Source organism: Polycyclovorans algicola TG408 (assembly GCF_000711245.1).
GTDB lineage: Bacteria > Pseudomonadota > Gammaproteobacteria > Nevskiales > Nevskiaceae > Polycyclovorans > Polycyclovorans algicola.
In genome coordinates this window covers 342,817-357,883 of the sequence record NZ_JOMH01000001.1, presented here as the reverse complement: position 1 = coordinate 357,883, position 15,067 = coordinate 342,817, and the positions used below count along the sequence as shown (strand labels likewise).

The following is a 15,067-nucleotide window of genomic DNA, read 5'->3' as shown; positions in this document are numbered from 1 at the left end:
ATCAGCTACTTGCGCTGCCATCGCCGCCGTGTGCGGCATCCCAATGCGCACCGATGCCGAAGTCGGCGACCAGCGGCACATTCAAGGGGGTCAAACGGCACATGCGCGTGGCAATGGCCGGGGCATGTTGGCGCAGCGCCGCCTCCGGGCCTTCGAACACCAGTTCGTCGTGGACCTGCATCGTCATGTGAATGTCGGGCGCGGTTTCGGCCAGCCAGGTTTCAAGGTCAATCATCGCCATCTTGATCAGGTCGGCGGCGGTGCCTTGCAGCGGCGCATTGATGGCGATGCGCTCGGCGCCCTGGCGCAAGGCAGCGTTGCGAGCCTTGATGTTGGGCAGCATCAGTCGTCGCCCGAACCAGGTTTCGACAAAGCCCTGCTCGTGCGCTTTGGCGCGGGTGCCGTCCATGTAGGCCTTGACGCCGGGGTAGCGGTCGAAGAATCGCTCGATGATGCTCGCTGCCTCACCGCGCGCCACGCCGATGTTGCGCGCCAGTCCGAACGCCGAAATGCCGTAGATCAGGCCGAAGTTGATCGCCTTGGCGGCGCGGCGCTGCTCGTCGCTGACGGTGTCGGTCGCCACACCGAACACCTCGGCGGCGGTGGCGCGGTGAATGTCCTGACCGCTGACGAAGGCCTCGATGAGCTTTTCATCTTCCGAGAAATGCGCCATCAGCCGCAGTTCGATTTGTGAATAGTCGATGGCCAGCAGCGCCTTGCCGTCGGCGGCGATGAACGCCTTGCGGATTTCGCGTCCGGCCTCGGTCCGGATGGGAATGTTCTGAAGGTTGGGGTCGGACGACGACAGCCGCCCGGTGGCGGCGACAGCCTGGTGATAGCTGGTGTGCACCCGGCCGGTGGTCGGGTTGACCATCTGCGGCAGGGTTTCGGTGTAAGTCGAGCGCAGTTTCGACAGGCTGCGCCAGTCGAGAATCAGCCGCGGCAACGGGTGCTCTGCGCTCAGCTCTTCCAGCACGTCTTCGGCGGTGGACGGCTCGCCCTTGGGCGTGCGCGCCTTCACCGGAAGCTTGAGCGTATCGAACAGCAGCGCGCCAATCTGCTTGGGCGAGCCGAGGTTGAACGGTCCGCCGGCCGCTTCGAAGGCCTCGGCCTCGAGTCGGCCCATGCCGTCGTGCAACGTGGCGCTGAGGGTCTTGAGCTTGTCGGGGTCGATGCGCACGCCGCGGGCTTCGATCGCCGCCAGAATCGGCATCAGTGGCCGTTCCAGCGTGTCGTACACCTTGAGCAACTGCGGGTCGGCACTGAGGCGCGGGTGCAGCACGCCGTGCAGGCGCAGGGTGATGTCCGCATCTTCGGCGGCGTAGGGCGCGGCCTGCTCCAGCGCGACCTGGTCGAAGGTGAGCTGCGTCTTGCCCTTGCCGGCCACATCGCTGAACGAGGTGGTGGTGAAATCGAGGTGGGTCTTGGCCAGCGAGTCCATGTCGTGACGGTGGCTGCCGGCGTCGAGCACGTAGCTTTGCAGCATGGTGTCGTGCAGCACGCCGCGCAGGCGGATGCCGTGCCGCGCCAGCACGTTCAGGTCGTACTTGAGGTTTTGCCCCAGCTTGGCGCGGGTCGGGTCTTCGAGCAGCGGTTTGAGCCGGGCAACGACGCGATCCATGGCCAATTGGTCTGGCGCATCGAGGTAGCGGTGCGCCAGTGGAATGTAAGCGCCCTTGCCGGGCTCGGTGGCCAGCGCGATACCGACCAGCCGCGCTTGATGGGCATCCAGCGCATCGGTCTCAGTGTCGATGCAGATCAGTGACGCGCCCTCAAGCCGGGCAATCCACTCGTCGAGCTGCGCCTCGCGGAGCACGCAATCGGTTTCGGTATCGACCTGCGCAGGGGCCGGCACGTCGTCGGTCGTCGCGGCGGGCGCGGTGATGACGGTGGCTGCATCGGGCGCGGGCGGCTTGGGCGCATCCGCGTCGCGCTGCGGCAGTTCGCGCGCGCCCTTGAAGCCCAGCCGGTCAAGCAAGGCATTGACGCGGTCCTGATCGGCGGCGCCAGGCACCAGCGCGTCCAAGGTCACCGGAAGCGCCACGTCGCAGACCAGCGTCACCAGCTTTTTCGACAGCGGCAGGTGGCCCATCGCCTCGCGCAGGCGTTCGCCGATCTTGCCCTTGATGTTGTCGGCATCGGCCAGCAAGGCGTCGAGGGTTTGGTACTCGGCCAGCCATTTGGCCGCGGTCTTGGGGCCGACGCCGGGCACGCCGGGAATGTTGTCGCTGGTGTCGCCGATCAGGGTCAGGTAGTCAATGATCTGCTCGGGCCGCACGCCAAACTTCTCGACCACACCGCCGGCGTCCATGCGCCGGTTTTTCATGGTGTCGAGCAGGTGCACGTCGGCGCCGACCAGCTGGGCAAGATCTTTGTCGGAGCTGACGATCAGCACGTCCAGCCCTGCGGCACGCGCCTGTGCGGTGAGCGTGCCAATGACGTCATCGGCTTCGACGCCGTCGACGGTGACCACCGGCATCGCCATGGCGCCCAGCAGTTCGCGAATGCGCGGGAACTGGCTTTTCAGGTCTTCTGGCGTCTCGCCACGATTGGCCTTGTACTCGGGGTGCCACGCGTTGCGAAAGGTGTCGCCCGGCGGGTCGAAGACCACGCAGATACGCTCCGGCGCATAGTCTTTGTTGAGCCGCCGCAGCATGTTGAAGAAGCCGAACACCGCGCCGGTGGGTTCCCCTTCGGCGCTGGTCAGCGGCGGCAGCGCGTGAAAGGCGCGAAACAGCCACGACGAGCCATCGATGAGAATCAGCGGGGCGCCGCGTTCGGTCGTGCTCATGGCAGCAGGCGCTCGCCGCGAATCAGGTCGTCGAAGGTTTCGCGTGCACGCACCACATGAAACTGTTTGCCGTCGACCATCACCTCGGCCGCCCGGCCACGCGAGTTGTAGTTGGAGGCCATGGTGAAGCCGTAAGCACCTGCCGAGCGCACCGCCAGCAGGTCGCCCTCGGCCAGCGCCAGCGGCCGCTCGCGGCCCAACCAGTCGCCGGTTTCGCACACAGGGCCAACGATGTCGTAGGTTTGCAGCGGCGCCTCGCTGGCAGCATCGACACGAACGATGTCCATCCACGCGTTGTACAGCGCCGGCCGCAGCAGGTCGTTCATGGCGGCGTCGACCACGGCGAAATGTTTGACCTCGTTGGCTTTCAGTGCTTCGACCCGAGTCAGCAGCACGCCGGCGTTGGCGGCAATGGCACGGCCCGGCTCGGTGTGCAGCGCCAGCCCGCGGCCGACCAGTTTGCGGGTGACCGCCGCCGCCCACGTCGCCGGTGTGGGCGGCGCTTCATCGCGATAGCGCACGCCGAGCCCGCCGCCGACATCGATGTGTCGCATGACAATGCCCCGCGCGGTGAGACGGTCGACCAGGGTCAGCACGCGGTCCAAGGCATCCAGAAACGGCTGCAGTGTCAGCAGTTGCGAGCCGATGTGGCTGGCGATGCCGTCGACGCGCAGCCCTGGCAGCGCCTGAGCCTCGGCGTACAGGGCTTCGGCGATGTCGAAGTCGACGCCGAACTTGTTCTGCTTCAGGCCCGTGGAGATGTAGGGATGGGTGTTGGCATCGACATCCGGATTGACCCGCAGCGCCAACGGCGCCACCTTGCCCATTGCCAGCGCCACGCGGTTGAGGCGCGTCATCTCCGAGGCCGACTCGACGTTGAAGCAGCCGACGCCCGCATCTAGCGCGAGGCGCATTTCGGCTTCGGTCTTGCCGACGCCCGAGAACACGGTTTTGGCCGCGTCGCCGCCGGCCGCCAGTACGCGTTGCAGTTCGCCACCCGAGACGATGTCGAAGCCGCTGCCCAGCCGCGCCAGCACACCCAGCACGGCAAGGTTGGAATTGGCCTTCACCGCAAAATGAATCTGATGCGGGTGGCCGGCCAGCGCCTCGTCAAAGGCGCGGTAGGCGGCGGTCAGCGCTGCACGCGAATAGACATAGCAGGGCGTTCCGACCGCCTTGGCAATGGCTGGACAGGGCACGGATTCGGCGTGCAGTACGCCGTCGCGAGGGGTGAAAGCATCCATCAGGGCAACGCCTCGGGGCGCGGAGTGGGTTCGGGGGTTGGCGCGGTCGTGGGCTCGGGCGCGGCGGTTGGGCTGGGGCGGGTCTGAACCGGTGGCTGCTGCGACGCGGGCGCCTCGCCGGGCAGGTACAGATCGCCGCTCTGGCCGCAGGCCGCCAGCGCCAGGCTGCCGAGCAGCACCGTCAGCGCCGTGCGGAAAGGTCGTGTGATCATGTGCCCAGTTTACGCGCAACCCGCGCCCGATCCCGCCAAGCCAGCCTGCCCATGACCCCTGTCGAATCCGATCTTGAAGTGCGCCTTGAACCCCTTCAGCCTGCCGATGCCTGCGTGATCTGGCTGCACGGACTGGGCGCCGACGGCCACGATTTCGTGCCCATCGTTCCCGAGTTGGGCCTGCACGCCGGGCACAGCGTCCGCTTCGTGTTTCCGCACGCCGAGGTGCGGCCAGTAACACTCAACGGCGGCATGTCGATGCGCGCGTGGTACGACATTGCCACGCTCGATCGCAACGGCGCCGTTGATGACGCCGGCATCGCGGCCTCGCGTCAGCGTCTGGCGCGGCGTATTGCGCGCGAGATCGAAAGCGGGGTCCCGGCTGCACGTATCGTCGTCGCCGGCTTCTCGCAGGGCGGTGCCATCGCTTACCACACCGCGCTGCGCCACACGCCGCGACTCGCCGGCCTGCTGACGTTGTCGACCTATCTGCCCGGCGCCAACGCGGTGCTCACCGCCGACGATCTGACGGCGCGCGACTTGCCCATCATGGTCATGCACGGCCAGCACGACCCGGTGCTGCCCATGCCACTGGGGCAAATGGCCGCCGAGCAAATCACCACGCTGGGCTTTGCCCCGCAGTGGCGCGCCTACCCAATGGCGCATCAGGTCTGCCTTGAACAAATCACCGAGATCGGGCGCTGGTTGGGCGAGGTGCTGGGCCGACCGTGACTTGATGCGTGATGTGCGGTGCGAGACGATGCTCGGTGAGCTCGCACTTCAGACAGATTCATGCGTATCACCCTGCAACTGGAAGACGATGTCCATGCCCATGCCAAGCAACTTGCGGTGGCGGAAGGGCGGACGCTGGGCGCGGTCGTATCGGAGCTGATGCGCGAGGGTATCAAGCGCAGTCAGCCCAACCTTAAGGCTCGAAAGGGCTTCCCATCGGTTGATGTGTCGCCGGGCGGCAAAACCACTTCGTCAAAAGACGTTTATTGAGTCGAAGAGGACGAAGATGAGCGCACTGTCAATCCGGCCGCTTCTGTTCACCGCTCCAGCGTGTAGAGCAGGTCAGCCCCGGTGGCGACGCCGGTCTCGGTCTGTAGCTGGAAGCCGCGGCCAATGTCGTAGAGCAGGCGGAACACGTGGCCAGGCTGGAACAAGCCGACGCCGTAGCTGATGTACAGCTCGGGGGTCAGATAGCGGCCCACGGTCAGGCGTGCTTCGTCGGGGTCATCGCCGGGGCTGGTGCCGATGGAAATATCGTCGACCAACCCGCCCTTGAGGCGCTGCGCCAGAAAGTCGCTACCCGAAAGGCCCAATGCCAGCGCTGCACCCGACAGGGCTGCCTGGTCGTCGCCGGTGCCGGTTGACAGGCCGCGTCCCAGCACCAGCCAGCTCAACTGCTCTTCCTGGCGCATGGACGGGTTGGAGAACAGCGCGAATTCCGGCTTGTCGAGCCGTCCACGAACCGTGACGCCGACCTCGATGTCGGGCCGCGGTTCGCGAATGGCGCGCAGGTCGAGTCCGGGGTCGGTGATCGGTCCGCCTGAGAAGATCACCCGTCCGGTGGTCACTTCAAGGTCCTGTCCGTAGGCTTTGTAGCGACCGTCAACCAGGCGAATCTCGCCGCGTCCGGTGACCGGTTGCCCGGGCTGCTGACGGGCATTGAGCTGGCCGGCGAAGCGCGTTTTCAGGCCAAAGCCGCTGAAGCTCACGGCATCGCCGAGCGCCACGGTGACATTGACGATGACGTCCATCAACGGCTCTGAGGCCGGCTGGTCGCCGTCGCGAACAATGATCTGGTCTGCCGTGGGGCCGATGCCCGTATCGCCGCCGCCACGCGGGGTGATCTCGGCGCGCGGCACGTCGATCCGGCCGCTGACCTCCAGACGGTTGTCGGCGAGGCCGATCTTCAGGTCGGGATTGATCCACACCCGGGCGTCGGGCAGGTCGGCAACCTGGGCGTCGCGCCCTGTGATGTTCAGCGCCAGTTGCGGGGTGCCCTCGGGCCAGCCGATATCGCCGTCAATGGTGATGTCGCCGTCGCCCGCGCGGGTCCGCACCGCCACCCGCGCCTGGGTGCCGCCGTCGGGAAAGATCTCCGCGACCGTGTCACGCAGGGTGATGCCCGCCTGCGGCACGCTGACCCTCGGGACGCTCAGCGCAACCCGGCCGCCCACTTCAGGCGCGCCGAGGACGCCGGCAAGATCAAGATCGATGGCCAGTTCGCCTTCGAGCTCTTCAATTTCGCCGGTAAGGCGGTTGATCCAGTCCAGGTCGGTGAGCTTGGCGTTGACCGTGCCGGACAGCGCGCGGCTGAGCGGGTCATCGCCGGGTGCCGCTGACAACGCGGCACTCAGACCGCCATCTGCCGTGGGCAGGTCGGCGTCCAAGCGCAGGCCTTCGGCATTCTCGAGGGCACGGATGTGTCCCGGCAGCAGGGTCAACGCGGCGCGATTACGAATCTCGAAGGCGCCCTGCCGGGTCTCGAGATCGACGTCAACCTCGGGCGCACCGCCGGTCGGCAGCTGCAGATCGACGCGCCCGGCAGCGCTGCCGCTGAGGCTCATGCCGTCGGGCATGAACGGTGTCAGCAGGGCGTAGTCCAGCGCGTCGAGGAGCAGGTTGGCGAGGACCCGCTCGGGCGTGACATCGGCATCGATACAGACCTTGATCTGGTCCCTTGCCTCGTCGGCGCCCAACAGGCAGGCGCCCTGGAGTCGGGTCGCGTCAGCCGACAGGGTCAGCGGGGCAGGGTTTTCCAGTGCCACTACCGGTGCTCTGGGCACCGCCAGCCGCAGTTGCTCTAGCGTGCCCTGCCAGCGCTGCCGGTCTAGGTCGGCCGCCCCCGCGAGTGCCACTGCGGCATCACCCATGGGGGCATCGACGTCGAGCTGCAGGCGGTGGTCGGCCAAGCTACCGCGCGCGGTGAGCTGTGCGCGGTCAACCTCGGCAACGCCACTGATACCCGTGGTTTCCAGACGCAAATCGATATTGCCGCTGGGGTCGAAGCGCCCGCCAAGCTGCAGCTCGGCTATATTGATTTGGTCAGTCCAGCCCAGCAGGCGACCCTCGCCGTTGGCGGTCACCGACGGCAGGGTGGGTTCGCCGTCCACCTTGGCATCCAGCGAAATGCGGCCGCGCAGTTCGGGCAGCAGGGTCGACAGGTCGCTGCTCTCGAGTCGCGTGGTCAGGGCCAGGGTGGGCCAGGCACGCCCCTCCGCAGTGAGCACGGTTTTGCCCTGGCTCAATCGTGCGCTTTCGAGGGTCAACTGCTCACGGGTCTGGTCCCAGCCGCCCGCGGCGGTCAATGCAAAGGGCTGGTTGAGGAGCTCGCTGTCACGAATGTCGGCCTTGAAGCGCAGTGGATTGTCGGCGTCCAGGCCGCCCTGCGCCGCAATCGTCCCCGAGATGCGGCCGGGGGCCTGGGGTGCGATGACACCCGGATTGATGTTGTCCATGCGCGCGGTGACGTCGACGTCCAGCGCCGGCGTCCAGCGCACCCGACCGCTGGCCTGGGCGCGACCTTCCAGCGCCTTCACGTCGAGCGTGCTGAGGCGAATTTCTTCGAGGCCCCCTTCGCCCTCAAGGACAATACCGCCGGCGTAGTCAGGCGAATTGGCCCGGGCGTTGAGCGTGACCTTGTAGGCCTCGGGCCGGCCGTCGATCTGCAGGCGACCCTCCGGACTCTCGAACAGCGCCGGAGCGTCGGCATTGACCGGCCAGCGTGCGTCGACCCAGCCGAGATCTGCGGCGAAAGCGCCGTCCCAGTCGTAGCGACCCTGCAGTGTCGCGGCCAGCGGCGCGGTCACGATGAGTCGGTCAATCGTCACGCCGGTATCGCTGAGGTCAGCACTTGCCTTGACCGACAACGGAAATTGATCGACCCAGTCCAGTGCCAGTTGGTGGATCTGAACCTGGGTGCCGATCCAATCCGCGTGGACCGCGATGTCGCGAATCTGTATCGGCGCGCCTTCGACCGGTGTCACGGTCAAGGTGCCCACCGCCAGCTTGCTGACGACAATGTTCATCGGCAGCCGCGACGGCGGTGTGCCCGGCGCTTCGGTCTCCTCGGGGGGTGTGTCGACTTCGAGCAGACGCAGGTCGATGGACGTGGCTGTCAGCTCGTCAAATTGCGCGCGAAGGCGAAGCAGTGACAGCGGCGACCAGTTGAGCAGCACATCGCTGAGATCAACTTCAGCGGCTGGCGTGCGGATCGCCAGCCGGTCAACCGTCAGTCGTCCCAACAAGTGACCCCCGGTGACCTCGCCCGCGTCCAGCAGACCCCCGCTGTGCTTCGAGGCCTGGTCGAGGACGAGTTGCGAGCCCGCAGTCGAGCTCAGCACCCACAGCAGCGCCAGCAGCAGCAGCGCCGGCACGCCCCAAAACAGTCGAACGAGGTAAATCACAAGCCCACCCGGATGCCGAGGTGCAACCGCACGCCGGTTTCCGGTCGGCGTAGCGGGTGTGCAAGGTCGAGATTGACGTAGCCGATGGGCGCGCGATATCGCAGGCCGGCCCCGACACCCTGACTCAGCGCCGGGCCCGGCTTGTTGTCGACACCGCCCGCATCGAGGAACGCGGCAACGCCGAGGTTGCCCCACACGGTCTGCTCGATTTCGGCACTGAGCGTGGTCATGTACTCGCCGCCAATGTTCTCGCCGCTTTCGTCACGCGGGCCAATGGAGCGGTAAGCGTAGCCGCGAACACTCTGGTCGCCACCGGCAAAGAAGCGCTGCGAGGCCGGCAGTTCGGCCAGTTCGTTGTTGAGTGTGGCGCCGTACTCGCCGCGCAGCAGCAGCCGCGCGGTGTCCCACAGCGGCAGCACGAACCGCCCCTGCACCAGCGACTGCAAAAAGGTGGTGGTCGACAGCACATCTTCGGATGCACCGTGCACGTCAATGAACGCGTACCACCCGTTGCGCGGATGGATGGGGTCGTCGAGCTCGCTGCGGGTGAATGAGACGCCGGGCATCAGCAGATCGGTGTCGGTGAACTGGTTGCCGAGTCGCGATTCTTCGATCTCGTAGGTGATGTAGGTGCGACGGCTCCAGTCACCCGGTTCGCGGGTCAGCGCGGCGCCGATCTCGTAGCGCTCGGTTTCGCCCTCGTCGAACTCCTCGTCGATATAGCCGGTGTGAAACGACAGAAACTCGCCATTCTTGCTGCCCAAGGGAATCCGGTACTCCACCCCGGCGCGGTTTTGCACTTCCGACAGGCGGATGTCGCTGCGCAGCTTGTGACCACGACGGTTCAGACGGCGGAACTCGGCGCCCAAGGACAGTCGCGCGCCGGTGTCGGTGCCGTAGCCGATGCCGGCCGAGTAAAGCTGATCCTTGATCGGCGTGGTGCGAATCGTCATCGGCACGTGGGTGTTGGACTGGTTGTCGCGGTCCGGAACGACATCGACCTGGGCGAAGTAGCCAAGGTCGCTGAGCGCGAGCTGGGTATTGAGCACGTCGCGCGGCGAGAAATAATTGTCTTCGGTGATGGTCAAATATCGGCGAATCACGTCTTCATCGATGTTGTCCGCTTCCACGCTGATCTCGCCGAAGCGCCAGCGGGTGCCAGTGTCGAAGCGCCACTCGATGTCGGCGGCCTGCTCGTCGGGGTACACCCACAGGTCGCTGACCAGGAAGCGGCTGTCGAGAAATCCGTACTCGAAGGCTGCCAGCGAAAAACTATTCTTGTCGGCGTTGTAGCGCTGGTGGCGCAGCGGCTCCTCGGGCTGCATGCGCAGGCGTGAGCGCACGTCTTTCAGCGGCTGGAAGTCCTTGCCGTCACCCTCGATGCGGATGCTGATGTCGCGCACCACGGTGCGCGGCCCGAGCGTGACGATGGTGTAGGTCGCACGGCGCTCGCCCAGGTCAAAGTCACTGGTGATTTCGGTGTCGTAGTAACCGAACGGGTTGAGGGCGCCGCGGATGTCGTCCTCGGCACGGCGATTGAGCGCGCGCAGGCGGCGATCGGACAGGGGCGCCTCATCGGTCTGGGCGCGTACGGCGGTGCGGATGGCGAGTTGTGCCTGGATGTTGCGTAACAGAGAGCCCTTGCCCAGGCCTTCAATCGTCACCGCGAAGGGCTGCGCGTCTGCCCAGGCGGCGAGGGGGTAGGCAAACAGCGCCACCAGCAGAGCGGCCCGAAAATGCATCAGTCGGGGTCGGCCCCTGCCATCAGCCAGTCTTGCGCGCCAGCAGCATCCCCGCCCAGGGTCGCGAAGTCGAACAGGTTGCGGTCGGCAAGCTGGCTGGGGGCAATATTGGTCAGGGCGGCAAACACCTGCTCGATACGGTTGCCGTGCTCGGCCTCCCAGCCGTCCATCATCCGCCGCACCTGCTTGCGCTGGAGTTGCTCCTGCGAGCCGCAAAGGTTGCACGGAATGATGGGGAAGCCCTTGTGGTCGGCGTAGGTCTGGAGGTCGCGCTCGCGCACATACGACAGCGGCCGGATCACACAGTTCTTGCCATTGTCCGATTGCAGCTTGGGTGGCATGGCCGCCAGGCGCCCGCCGTGAAACATATTGAGCAAGAACGTCGCAACGATGTCGTCCTTGTGATGGCCGAGGGCGATCTTGGTGAAGCCCTCGGCCTCCGCGAAGGTATAGAGCGCGCCGCGTCGCAGCCGCGAACACAGCGAGCACATGGTCTTGCCCTCGGGGATCACCCGCTTCACCACCGAGTAGGTGTCTTGCTCGAGGATGCGATACGGCACGCCCAAGCCTTTGAGGTAGCGCGGCAGCACGTCTTCAGGAAAGTCGGGCTGCTTCTGGTCCAGATTGACCGCCACCAACTCGAAGCGCACCGGCGCCTTGGCCTGCAGTTGCAGCAACATGTCGAGCATGGTGTAGCTGTCCTTGCCGCCCGACAGGCAGACCATCACCTTGTCGCCCTCGGTGATCATGTTGTAGTCAGTGATCGCCTGACCCACTTGCCGGCGGATGCGCTTGGCGAGCTTGTTGGCATCGAGTTGGTCGCGCCGCGTGGCCAGCAGATGTTCAACAGGAATGGCGACAGCCGACATGACCACGGGCCTTCAGAGATGCGTTGGAGTTCGTATTGTACGGACGGTGGCGCAAAAGCCGACCTGACAACGGTCCTGCCCGTGTTTAACGCTTCGGCGTAGGCTTTGGATGCCCACTTCGACGGCGACCCCAAGGAGCATGCATGCCCAGCTATTTCAACTCCGAAGACCTTGCCAAGTTTGGCCAGATCGGCGCACAGGCCAAGCCCCTGGCTGACGCCTTCTTCGACTACTACGGCAAGGTCACAGCCACTGACGGCGCCCTGACCAAGCGTGAAAAATCCCTGATTGCGCTGGCCATCGCCCACAGCGAAAAGTGCGGGTATTGCATCGACGCGTACACCACCGCCTGCCTTGAGGCCGGCTCGAATCCCGAGCAGATGCGCGAGGCGGTGCACGTCGCAGCCGCGATGAAGGCCGGCATCACCCTGGTGCACAGCGTGCAGATGAGCAACCGGCTTGATGAGTTGATGATGTGATCGGTTCAGCCGACAGTCGCCAGCCTGAGCGCCTGATGCGGGCTCGCAGTTCATTTTTGAAGGGGTGATCGTGATGACCATTTTTCGCAACGGGGCGCTGACCCTGGGCTTTCTCGCCGTTGTCAGCCTGTGTCTTGGGCTGTTCAGCGTCACCTCGCAGGCGGCGTCCACTGCGGCCGAACTTGACCGCGACGCCGCGCAAGCCTTGGAGCGGCTGATCGAGAACAACCCGGCGGCGGCCGGCGTGGCTGAAAAAGCACAAGCCGTGCTGATCTTTCCCAGCATCATCAAGGCCGGCCTGATCTTCGGTGGTGCTTACGGCGAAGGCGTACTTCAAAAGGACGGTGCCGTCGTTGACTACTACAACTCGGTGTCTGGTTCCTGGGGCCTGCAGGCAGGCGCGCAGACGTACAGCTACGTGGTGTTTCTGATGAACGACGAAGCCCTGAGCCAGCTTGAGCGCACCAAGGGCTGGGAGCTGGGCGTTGGCCCGTCATTGGTGGTGGTCAACGAAGGCGTCGCCAAAAATCTGTCGACCTCGACGCTGACTGAAGACGCCTACGCCTTCGCCTTCGGACAACAGGGCGCTATGGCCAGTCTGAGCATCGAAGGCACCAAGGTAAGCCGCATCGAACGCTGATCGGTCGACCTTCGGTTGGCGTCATGAAGCCCCGGCACGGGCCGTTCGTGCCGGGGCTTTTTGCTGTGTGTCAATCGCGCGAGGGCGCCTTCTGTGGGTCATCCTCGATGACACTTTCGCCGGTCTTGAAGTCCTGCGGCTCGACAATCAGCGAGATGATGGCGCCGAACACCAGCGACCAGAATGCCGCGCCGATACCGAGAATCTGGATGCCCGAGGCGGCAATCAGGAAGGCGAAAATTGCCCCCATCTGAAAGCGCCCGCTGAACGCTGTGCTCATCAGTGAATACAGCACCCGTGCCAGCGCCAGACCGGCAATGATGGCAATGAAGTAGGCCGGCGTGACCTGAAACACCGTCACCAAGCTGCCGTAGATGATGCCGCCCACCAGCCAGATCAGCCCGGCAATGGACGCGGCAATCCAGCGGCCCGAATGCTTGCCCGCTTCCGGTGACGAGCACATCGCCAACATCAGCGCCGAGATGCACGCCGTGTGCAGGTGGAAGAACGCCGAGATAATGCTGCCCACGCCATTGACCGCCGTGATGCTGTTGGCCGGAATGCTCAGGTACTGCTGGCTGCGCAGAATACCCACCGCAGCAGGCGTTTCCATGCCCACCAGAATCACCGCCAGCGGTATGCCGTAGGCGAGAATGGCACTCAGCGTGAATTCCGGCATCACGAAGCGCGGGTAGTCCACCACGAAGCGCACCGAGCTGAAGTCCACACCGGTGATCAGCAAGTAGACGACCCCAACGGCGAGGGTCACGATGACGGCTGGTATTTTCGGGATGAACCGGGTCGCCAGCAGGAAGCTGCCAATCATGATCACCGCCGGGACGAACGCGCTGCCCAGCGGCCGCACCATGTTCAAGCCGAAGCTCAGCAGAATGCCGGCCACCATGGCCATCACCACCGGCATGGGCATGATGCGCATCACCATGCCCATCGCGCCCGAGAGGCCGATGATCAAGGCGATGATGCCCGCCACCAGTGTCGCCCCCAAGGTCGGCCCCAGGCCTTGTGAAGCAATGGTCGCCACGAACAGCAGCGCGCCCGGCACCGAGATCGCCATGGGCAGCGGCATGCGGTAGTAGATGGGCAGCAGAATGCCCATGAGTCCGGCAATGACGTAGACGCTGGTCACCCACTTCATGATCAGGTCGGAACCCAGCCCAGCGGCGGTGCCGACGCTGATCAGAATGACGCCAGCGCTGAGCCCGAAGATACCGGCCACCACGCCAGACCCAATGTTGCGCGAGCTGACCTGCGCCTTGAAATCACCCACAGCACCCGAAAAGCCCACTCCTTTTTCCAGTTTCACGCGCGTACCCCGTCGTTATTGTGGTTAGTGCAGCGCTTCCAACAATTCATTCGTTCTGGCAGCGCGCTTGAGTACATTTCTTCATTGCTCATCGTCGCTATAGGGGCCGCTATCTATCCTGTTCGCGCGTCGATCTGCACTCAATCGCACTCACCATCTCCAATACTCTGTTGGAAGCGCTGCACTGGATCGTACGAGTTTGCGGTGCTGATGGGCAGTGTGTGCCGCGTCGTCACGTTATTCTGAGCGCCATGCTGATCGATGCCATCAATCACCGCCCCACCGCGCGTATGGAGCCCTCCCGTGGACGCCTGGCGCTCTGACCCCACGCCCATGACCAAACCGTTCGCGCCGTCTGCCGAGCGCAACACCGCGCCCATTCTCGCCGTACTGCGCGACGCGTTGGCCGAGTTGCACAGCGTGCTCGAAGTGGGCAGCGGCACCGGGCAACACGCCGTCGCGTTTGCCCGCGCACTACCGCACTTGCACTGGACCACGGCCGACCAGCGGGCGCATCACCCCGGTATCCGCATGTGGCTGGACGACGCGGCCCTGCCCAACACCGCCGGGCCGCTGCCGCTAGAAATTGGTGTGGATGCATTTCCGGCCGGTCCGTTCGACGCGGTCTACACCGCCAACACCCTGCATTACATGCCGTGGCCGGCGGTTGAGGCACTCATGGCGGCCATGCGCGGCCTGCTCAGACCTGCGGGTCTGTTGGTGGTTTACGGCCCGTTCCGCGAGGGGGGTCAATTCGTCAGTCCGAATGACGAAGACTTTGATGCGAGCCTGCGTGTTGGCGCGGCCTACCGAGGCCTGCGTGATGTGGAGGCCGTGGAGGCGTTGGCGGCGGCCGCAGGCTTGCAGCGAGTCGCCACCCATAAAATGCCGGCCGATAACCGCTGCCTGATCTGGCGGCGCAAGGAAACCCTTTGATGAAAGATGACGACCTTTGCCCCTGCGGGGGCGGCCCTTGGTTGCAATGCTGTGGCCGCTGGTCCACCGACGTCCCGCCTGACGGCCCCGAGGCGCTGATGCGCGCGCGCTACGTCGCTTACACGCGCGGTGACGCGGCGGTGCTGCTCGGCACCTGGCATCCCGCCAGCCGGCCGCCCAAGGTCGATTTTGATGCCGACACGACCTGGCTGGGGCTTAAGATCAGCGAGGTCAAGCATTACGGCGAAGACCAGGCCACGGTGCAGTTCACCGCGCGCTGGCGGGTGGGCGGCGGCAAGGCCGAGCGGATGACCGAAACCAGCCGCTTCGTTCGCGTGCACGGACTGTGGTGGTATCTGGACGGCAAGATTGAGGGCGCGGAAGGCTAAAGCCCATAGTGGCGGTCTGCCGGTTC

13 protein-coding genes are annotated in these 15,067 nt (G+C 65.2%); 6 read left to right on the top strand and 7 right to left on the bottom strand.

From position 1 onward, the window contains the following. Position 1: 1 nt before the first annotated feature. Genes polA through lptM form a run of 3 tightly spaced genes read right to left on the bottom strand, consistent with a single transcriptional unit; the run spans position 2 to position 4,247 of the window. Entirely contained in the window at positions 2-2,791 is a 2,790-nt protein-coding gene (polA, locus tag U741_RS0101640) for a DNA polymerase I (protein WP_029888757.1), read from the bottom strand. After that, the gene (gene lysA / locus U741_RS0101635; RefSeq protein WP_029888756.1) at positions 2,788-4,035 is read right to left on the bottom strand and encodes a diaminopimelate decarboxylase; all 1,248 of its coding nucleotides are present in this window, start codon (positions 4,033-4,035) and stop codon (positions 2,788-2,790) included. Before lysA ends, polA begins: the two co-directional genes overlap by 4 nt. Further along, positions 4,035-4,247, bottom strand: a complete 213-nt coding sequence (gene lptM, locus U741_RS0101630) for an LPS translocon maturation chaperone LptM (protein ID WP_029888755.1) — start codon at positions 4,245-4,247, stop codon at positions 4,035-4,037. Before lptM ends, lysA begins: the two co-directional genes overlap by 1 nt. A 51-nt stretch (positions 4,248-4,298) precedes the next feature. Between lptM and U741_RS0101625 the strand changes: the two genes are divergently transcribed. Both U741_RS0101625 and U741_RS0101620 read left to right on the top strand, forming a co-directional pair. Next, positions 4,299-4,979, top strand: coding sequence for an alpha/beta hydrolase (locus tag U741_RS0101625; protein WP_029888754.1), 681 nt, complete (start codon positions 4,299-4,301; stop codon positions 4,977-4,979). 60 nt (positions 4,980-5,039) lie between these two features. Next, positions 5,040-5,249, top strand: coding sequence for a hypothetical protein (locus tag U741_RS0101620; protein ID WP_029888753.1), 210 nt, complete (start codon positions 5,040-5,042; stop codon positions 5,247-5,249). Positions 5,250-5,296: 47 nt separating this feature from the next. Here U741_RS0101620 and U741_RS0101615 read toward each other — a convergent pair whose 3' ends face one another. From U741_RS0101615 to ttcA, 3 genes are read right to left on the bottom strand one after another with little or no spacing between them, the layout of a single operon-like run. Beyond that, complete coding sequence (locus tag U741_RS0101615; protein WP_029888752.1) at positions 5,297-8,662, bottom strand: translocation/assembly module TamB domain-containing protein; 3,366 nt, start codon at positions 8,660-8,662, stop codon at positions 5,297-5,299. Then, positions 8,659-10,404: an autotransporter assembly complex protein TamA gene (locus tag U741_RS0101610; protein ID WP_029888751.1), complete on the bottom strand. Its 1,746-nt coding sequence runs from the start codon at positions 10,402-10,404 to the stop codon at positions 8,659-8,661. Before U741_RS0101610 ends, U741_RS0101615 begins: the two co-directional genes overlap by 4 nt. After that, a complete protein-coding gene (ttcA, locus tag U741_RS0101605) occupies positions 10,404-11,273 on the bottom strand; it encodes a tRNA 2-thiocytidine(32) synthetase TtcA (RefSeq protein ID WP_043110163.1) in 870 nt (289 codons plus the stop codon). The genes U741_RS0101610 and ttcA overlap by 1 nt, the downstream gene beginning before the upstream one ends. A gap of 143 nt (positions 11,274-11,416) precedes the next feature. On the opposite strand from ttcA, the gene U741_RS0101600 reads away from it, so the two are divergent. Both U741_RS0101600 and U741_RS0101595 read left to right on the top strand, forming a co-directional pair. Beyond that, positions 11,417-11,752 (top strand): arsenosugar biosynthesis-associated peroxidase-like protein, encoded by a 336-nt coding sequence (locus U741_RS0101600; RefSeq protein ID WP_029888749.1) that lies wholly within the window; start codon positions 11,417-11,419, stop codon positions 11,750-11,752. 73 nt (positions 11,753-11,825) lie between these two features. Next, the gene (locus U741_RS0101595) at positions 11,826-12,392 is read left to right on the top strand and encodes a lipid-binding SYLF domain-containing protein (protein ID WP_029888748.1); all 567 of its coding nucleotides are present in this window, start codon (positions 11,826-11,828) and stop codon (positions 12,390-12,392) included. Between the two features lie 70 nt (positions 12,393-12,462). Here U741_RS0101595 and U741_RS0101590 read toward each other — a convergent pair whose 3' ends face one another. After that, on the bottom strand, positions 12,463-13,716 hold the full coding sequence (locus tag U741_RS0101590) for a benzoate/H(+) symporter BenE family transporter (protein WP_029888747.1): 1,254 nt from the start codon (positions 13,714-13,716) through the stop codon (positions 12,463-12,465). A 333-nt stretch (positions 13,717-14,049) separates the two neighbouring features. On the opposite strand from U741_RS0101590, the gene U741_RS0101585 reads away from it, so the two are divergent. Next, complete coding sequence (locus U741_RS0101585) at positions 14,050-14,652, top strand: DUF938 domain-containing protein (protein WP_029888746.1); 603 nt, start codon at positions 14,050-14,052, stop codon at positions 14,650-14,652. Further along, entirely contained in the window at positions 14,652-15,041 is a 390-nt protein-coding gene (locus U741_RS0101580; RefSeq protein ID WP_029888745.1) for a YchJ family protein, read from the top strand. The genes U741_RS0101585 and U741_RS0101580 overlap by 1 nt, the downstream gene beginning before the upstream one ends. Positions 15,042-15,067 lie beyond the last annotated feature (26 nt).

What these genes read in the sequence shown, in the direction of transcription:
- U741_RS0101595 (WP_029888748.1), top strand. Translation starts at nt 11,826, where the DNA reads ATGACCATTTTTCGCAACGGGGCGCTGACCCTGGGCTTTCTCGCCGTT.
- lptM (WP_029888755.1), bottom strand. Translation starts at nt 4,247, where the DNA reads ATGATCACACGACCTTTCCGCACGGCGCTGACGGTGCTGCTCGGCAGC.
- polA (WP_029888757.1), bottom strand. Translation starts at nt 2,791, where the DNA reads ATGAGCACGACCGAACGCGGCGCCCCGCTGATTCTCATCGATGGCTCG.
- U741_RS0101625 (WP_029888754.1), top strand. Translation starts at nt 4,299, where the DNA reads ATGACCCCTGTCGAATCCGATCTTGAAGTGCGCCTTGAACCCCTTCAG.
- ttcA (WP_043110163.1), bottom strand. Translation starts at nt 11,273, where the DNA reads ATGTCGGCTGTCGCCATTCCTGTTGAACATCTGCTGGCCACGCGGCGC.
- U741_RS0101580 (WP_029888745.1), top strand. Translation starts at nt 14,652, where the DNA reads ATGAAAGATGACGACCTTTGCCCCTGCGGGGGCGGCCCTTGGTTGCAA.
- U741_RS0101585 (WP_029888746.1), top strand. Translation starts at nt 14,050, where the DNA reads ATGACCAAACCGTTCGCGCCGTCTGCCGAGCGCAACACCGCGCCCATT.
- U741_RS0101610 (WP_029888751.1), bottom strand. Translation starts at nt 10,404, where the DNA reads ATGCATTTTCGGGCCGCTCTGCTGGTGGCGCTGTTTGCCTACCCCCTC.
- lysA (WP_029888756.1), bottom strand. Translation starts at nt 4,035, where the DNA reads ATGGATGCTTTCACCCCTCGCGACGGCGTACTGCACGCCGAATCCGTG.
- U741_RS0101600 (WP_029888749.1), top strand. Translation starts at nt 11,417, where the DNA reads ATGCCCAGCTATTTCAACTCCGAAGACCTTGCCAAGTTTGGCCAGATC.
- U741_RS0101620 (WP_029888753.1), top strand. Translation starts at nt 5,040, where the DNA reads ATGCGTATCACCCTGCAACTGGAAGACGATGTCCATGCCCATGCCAAG.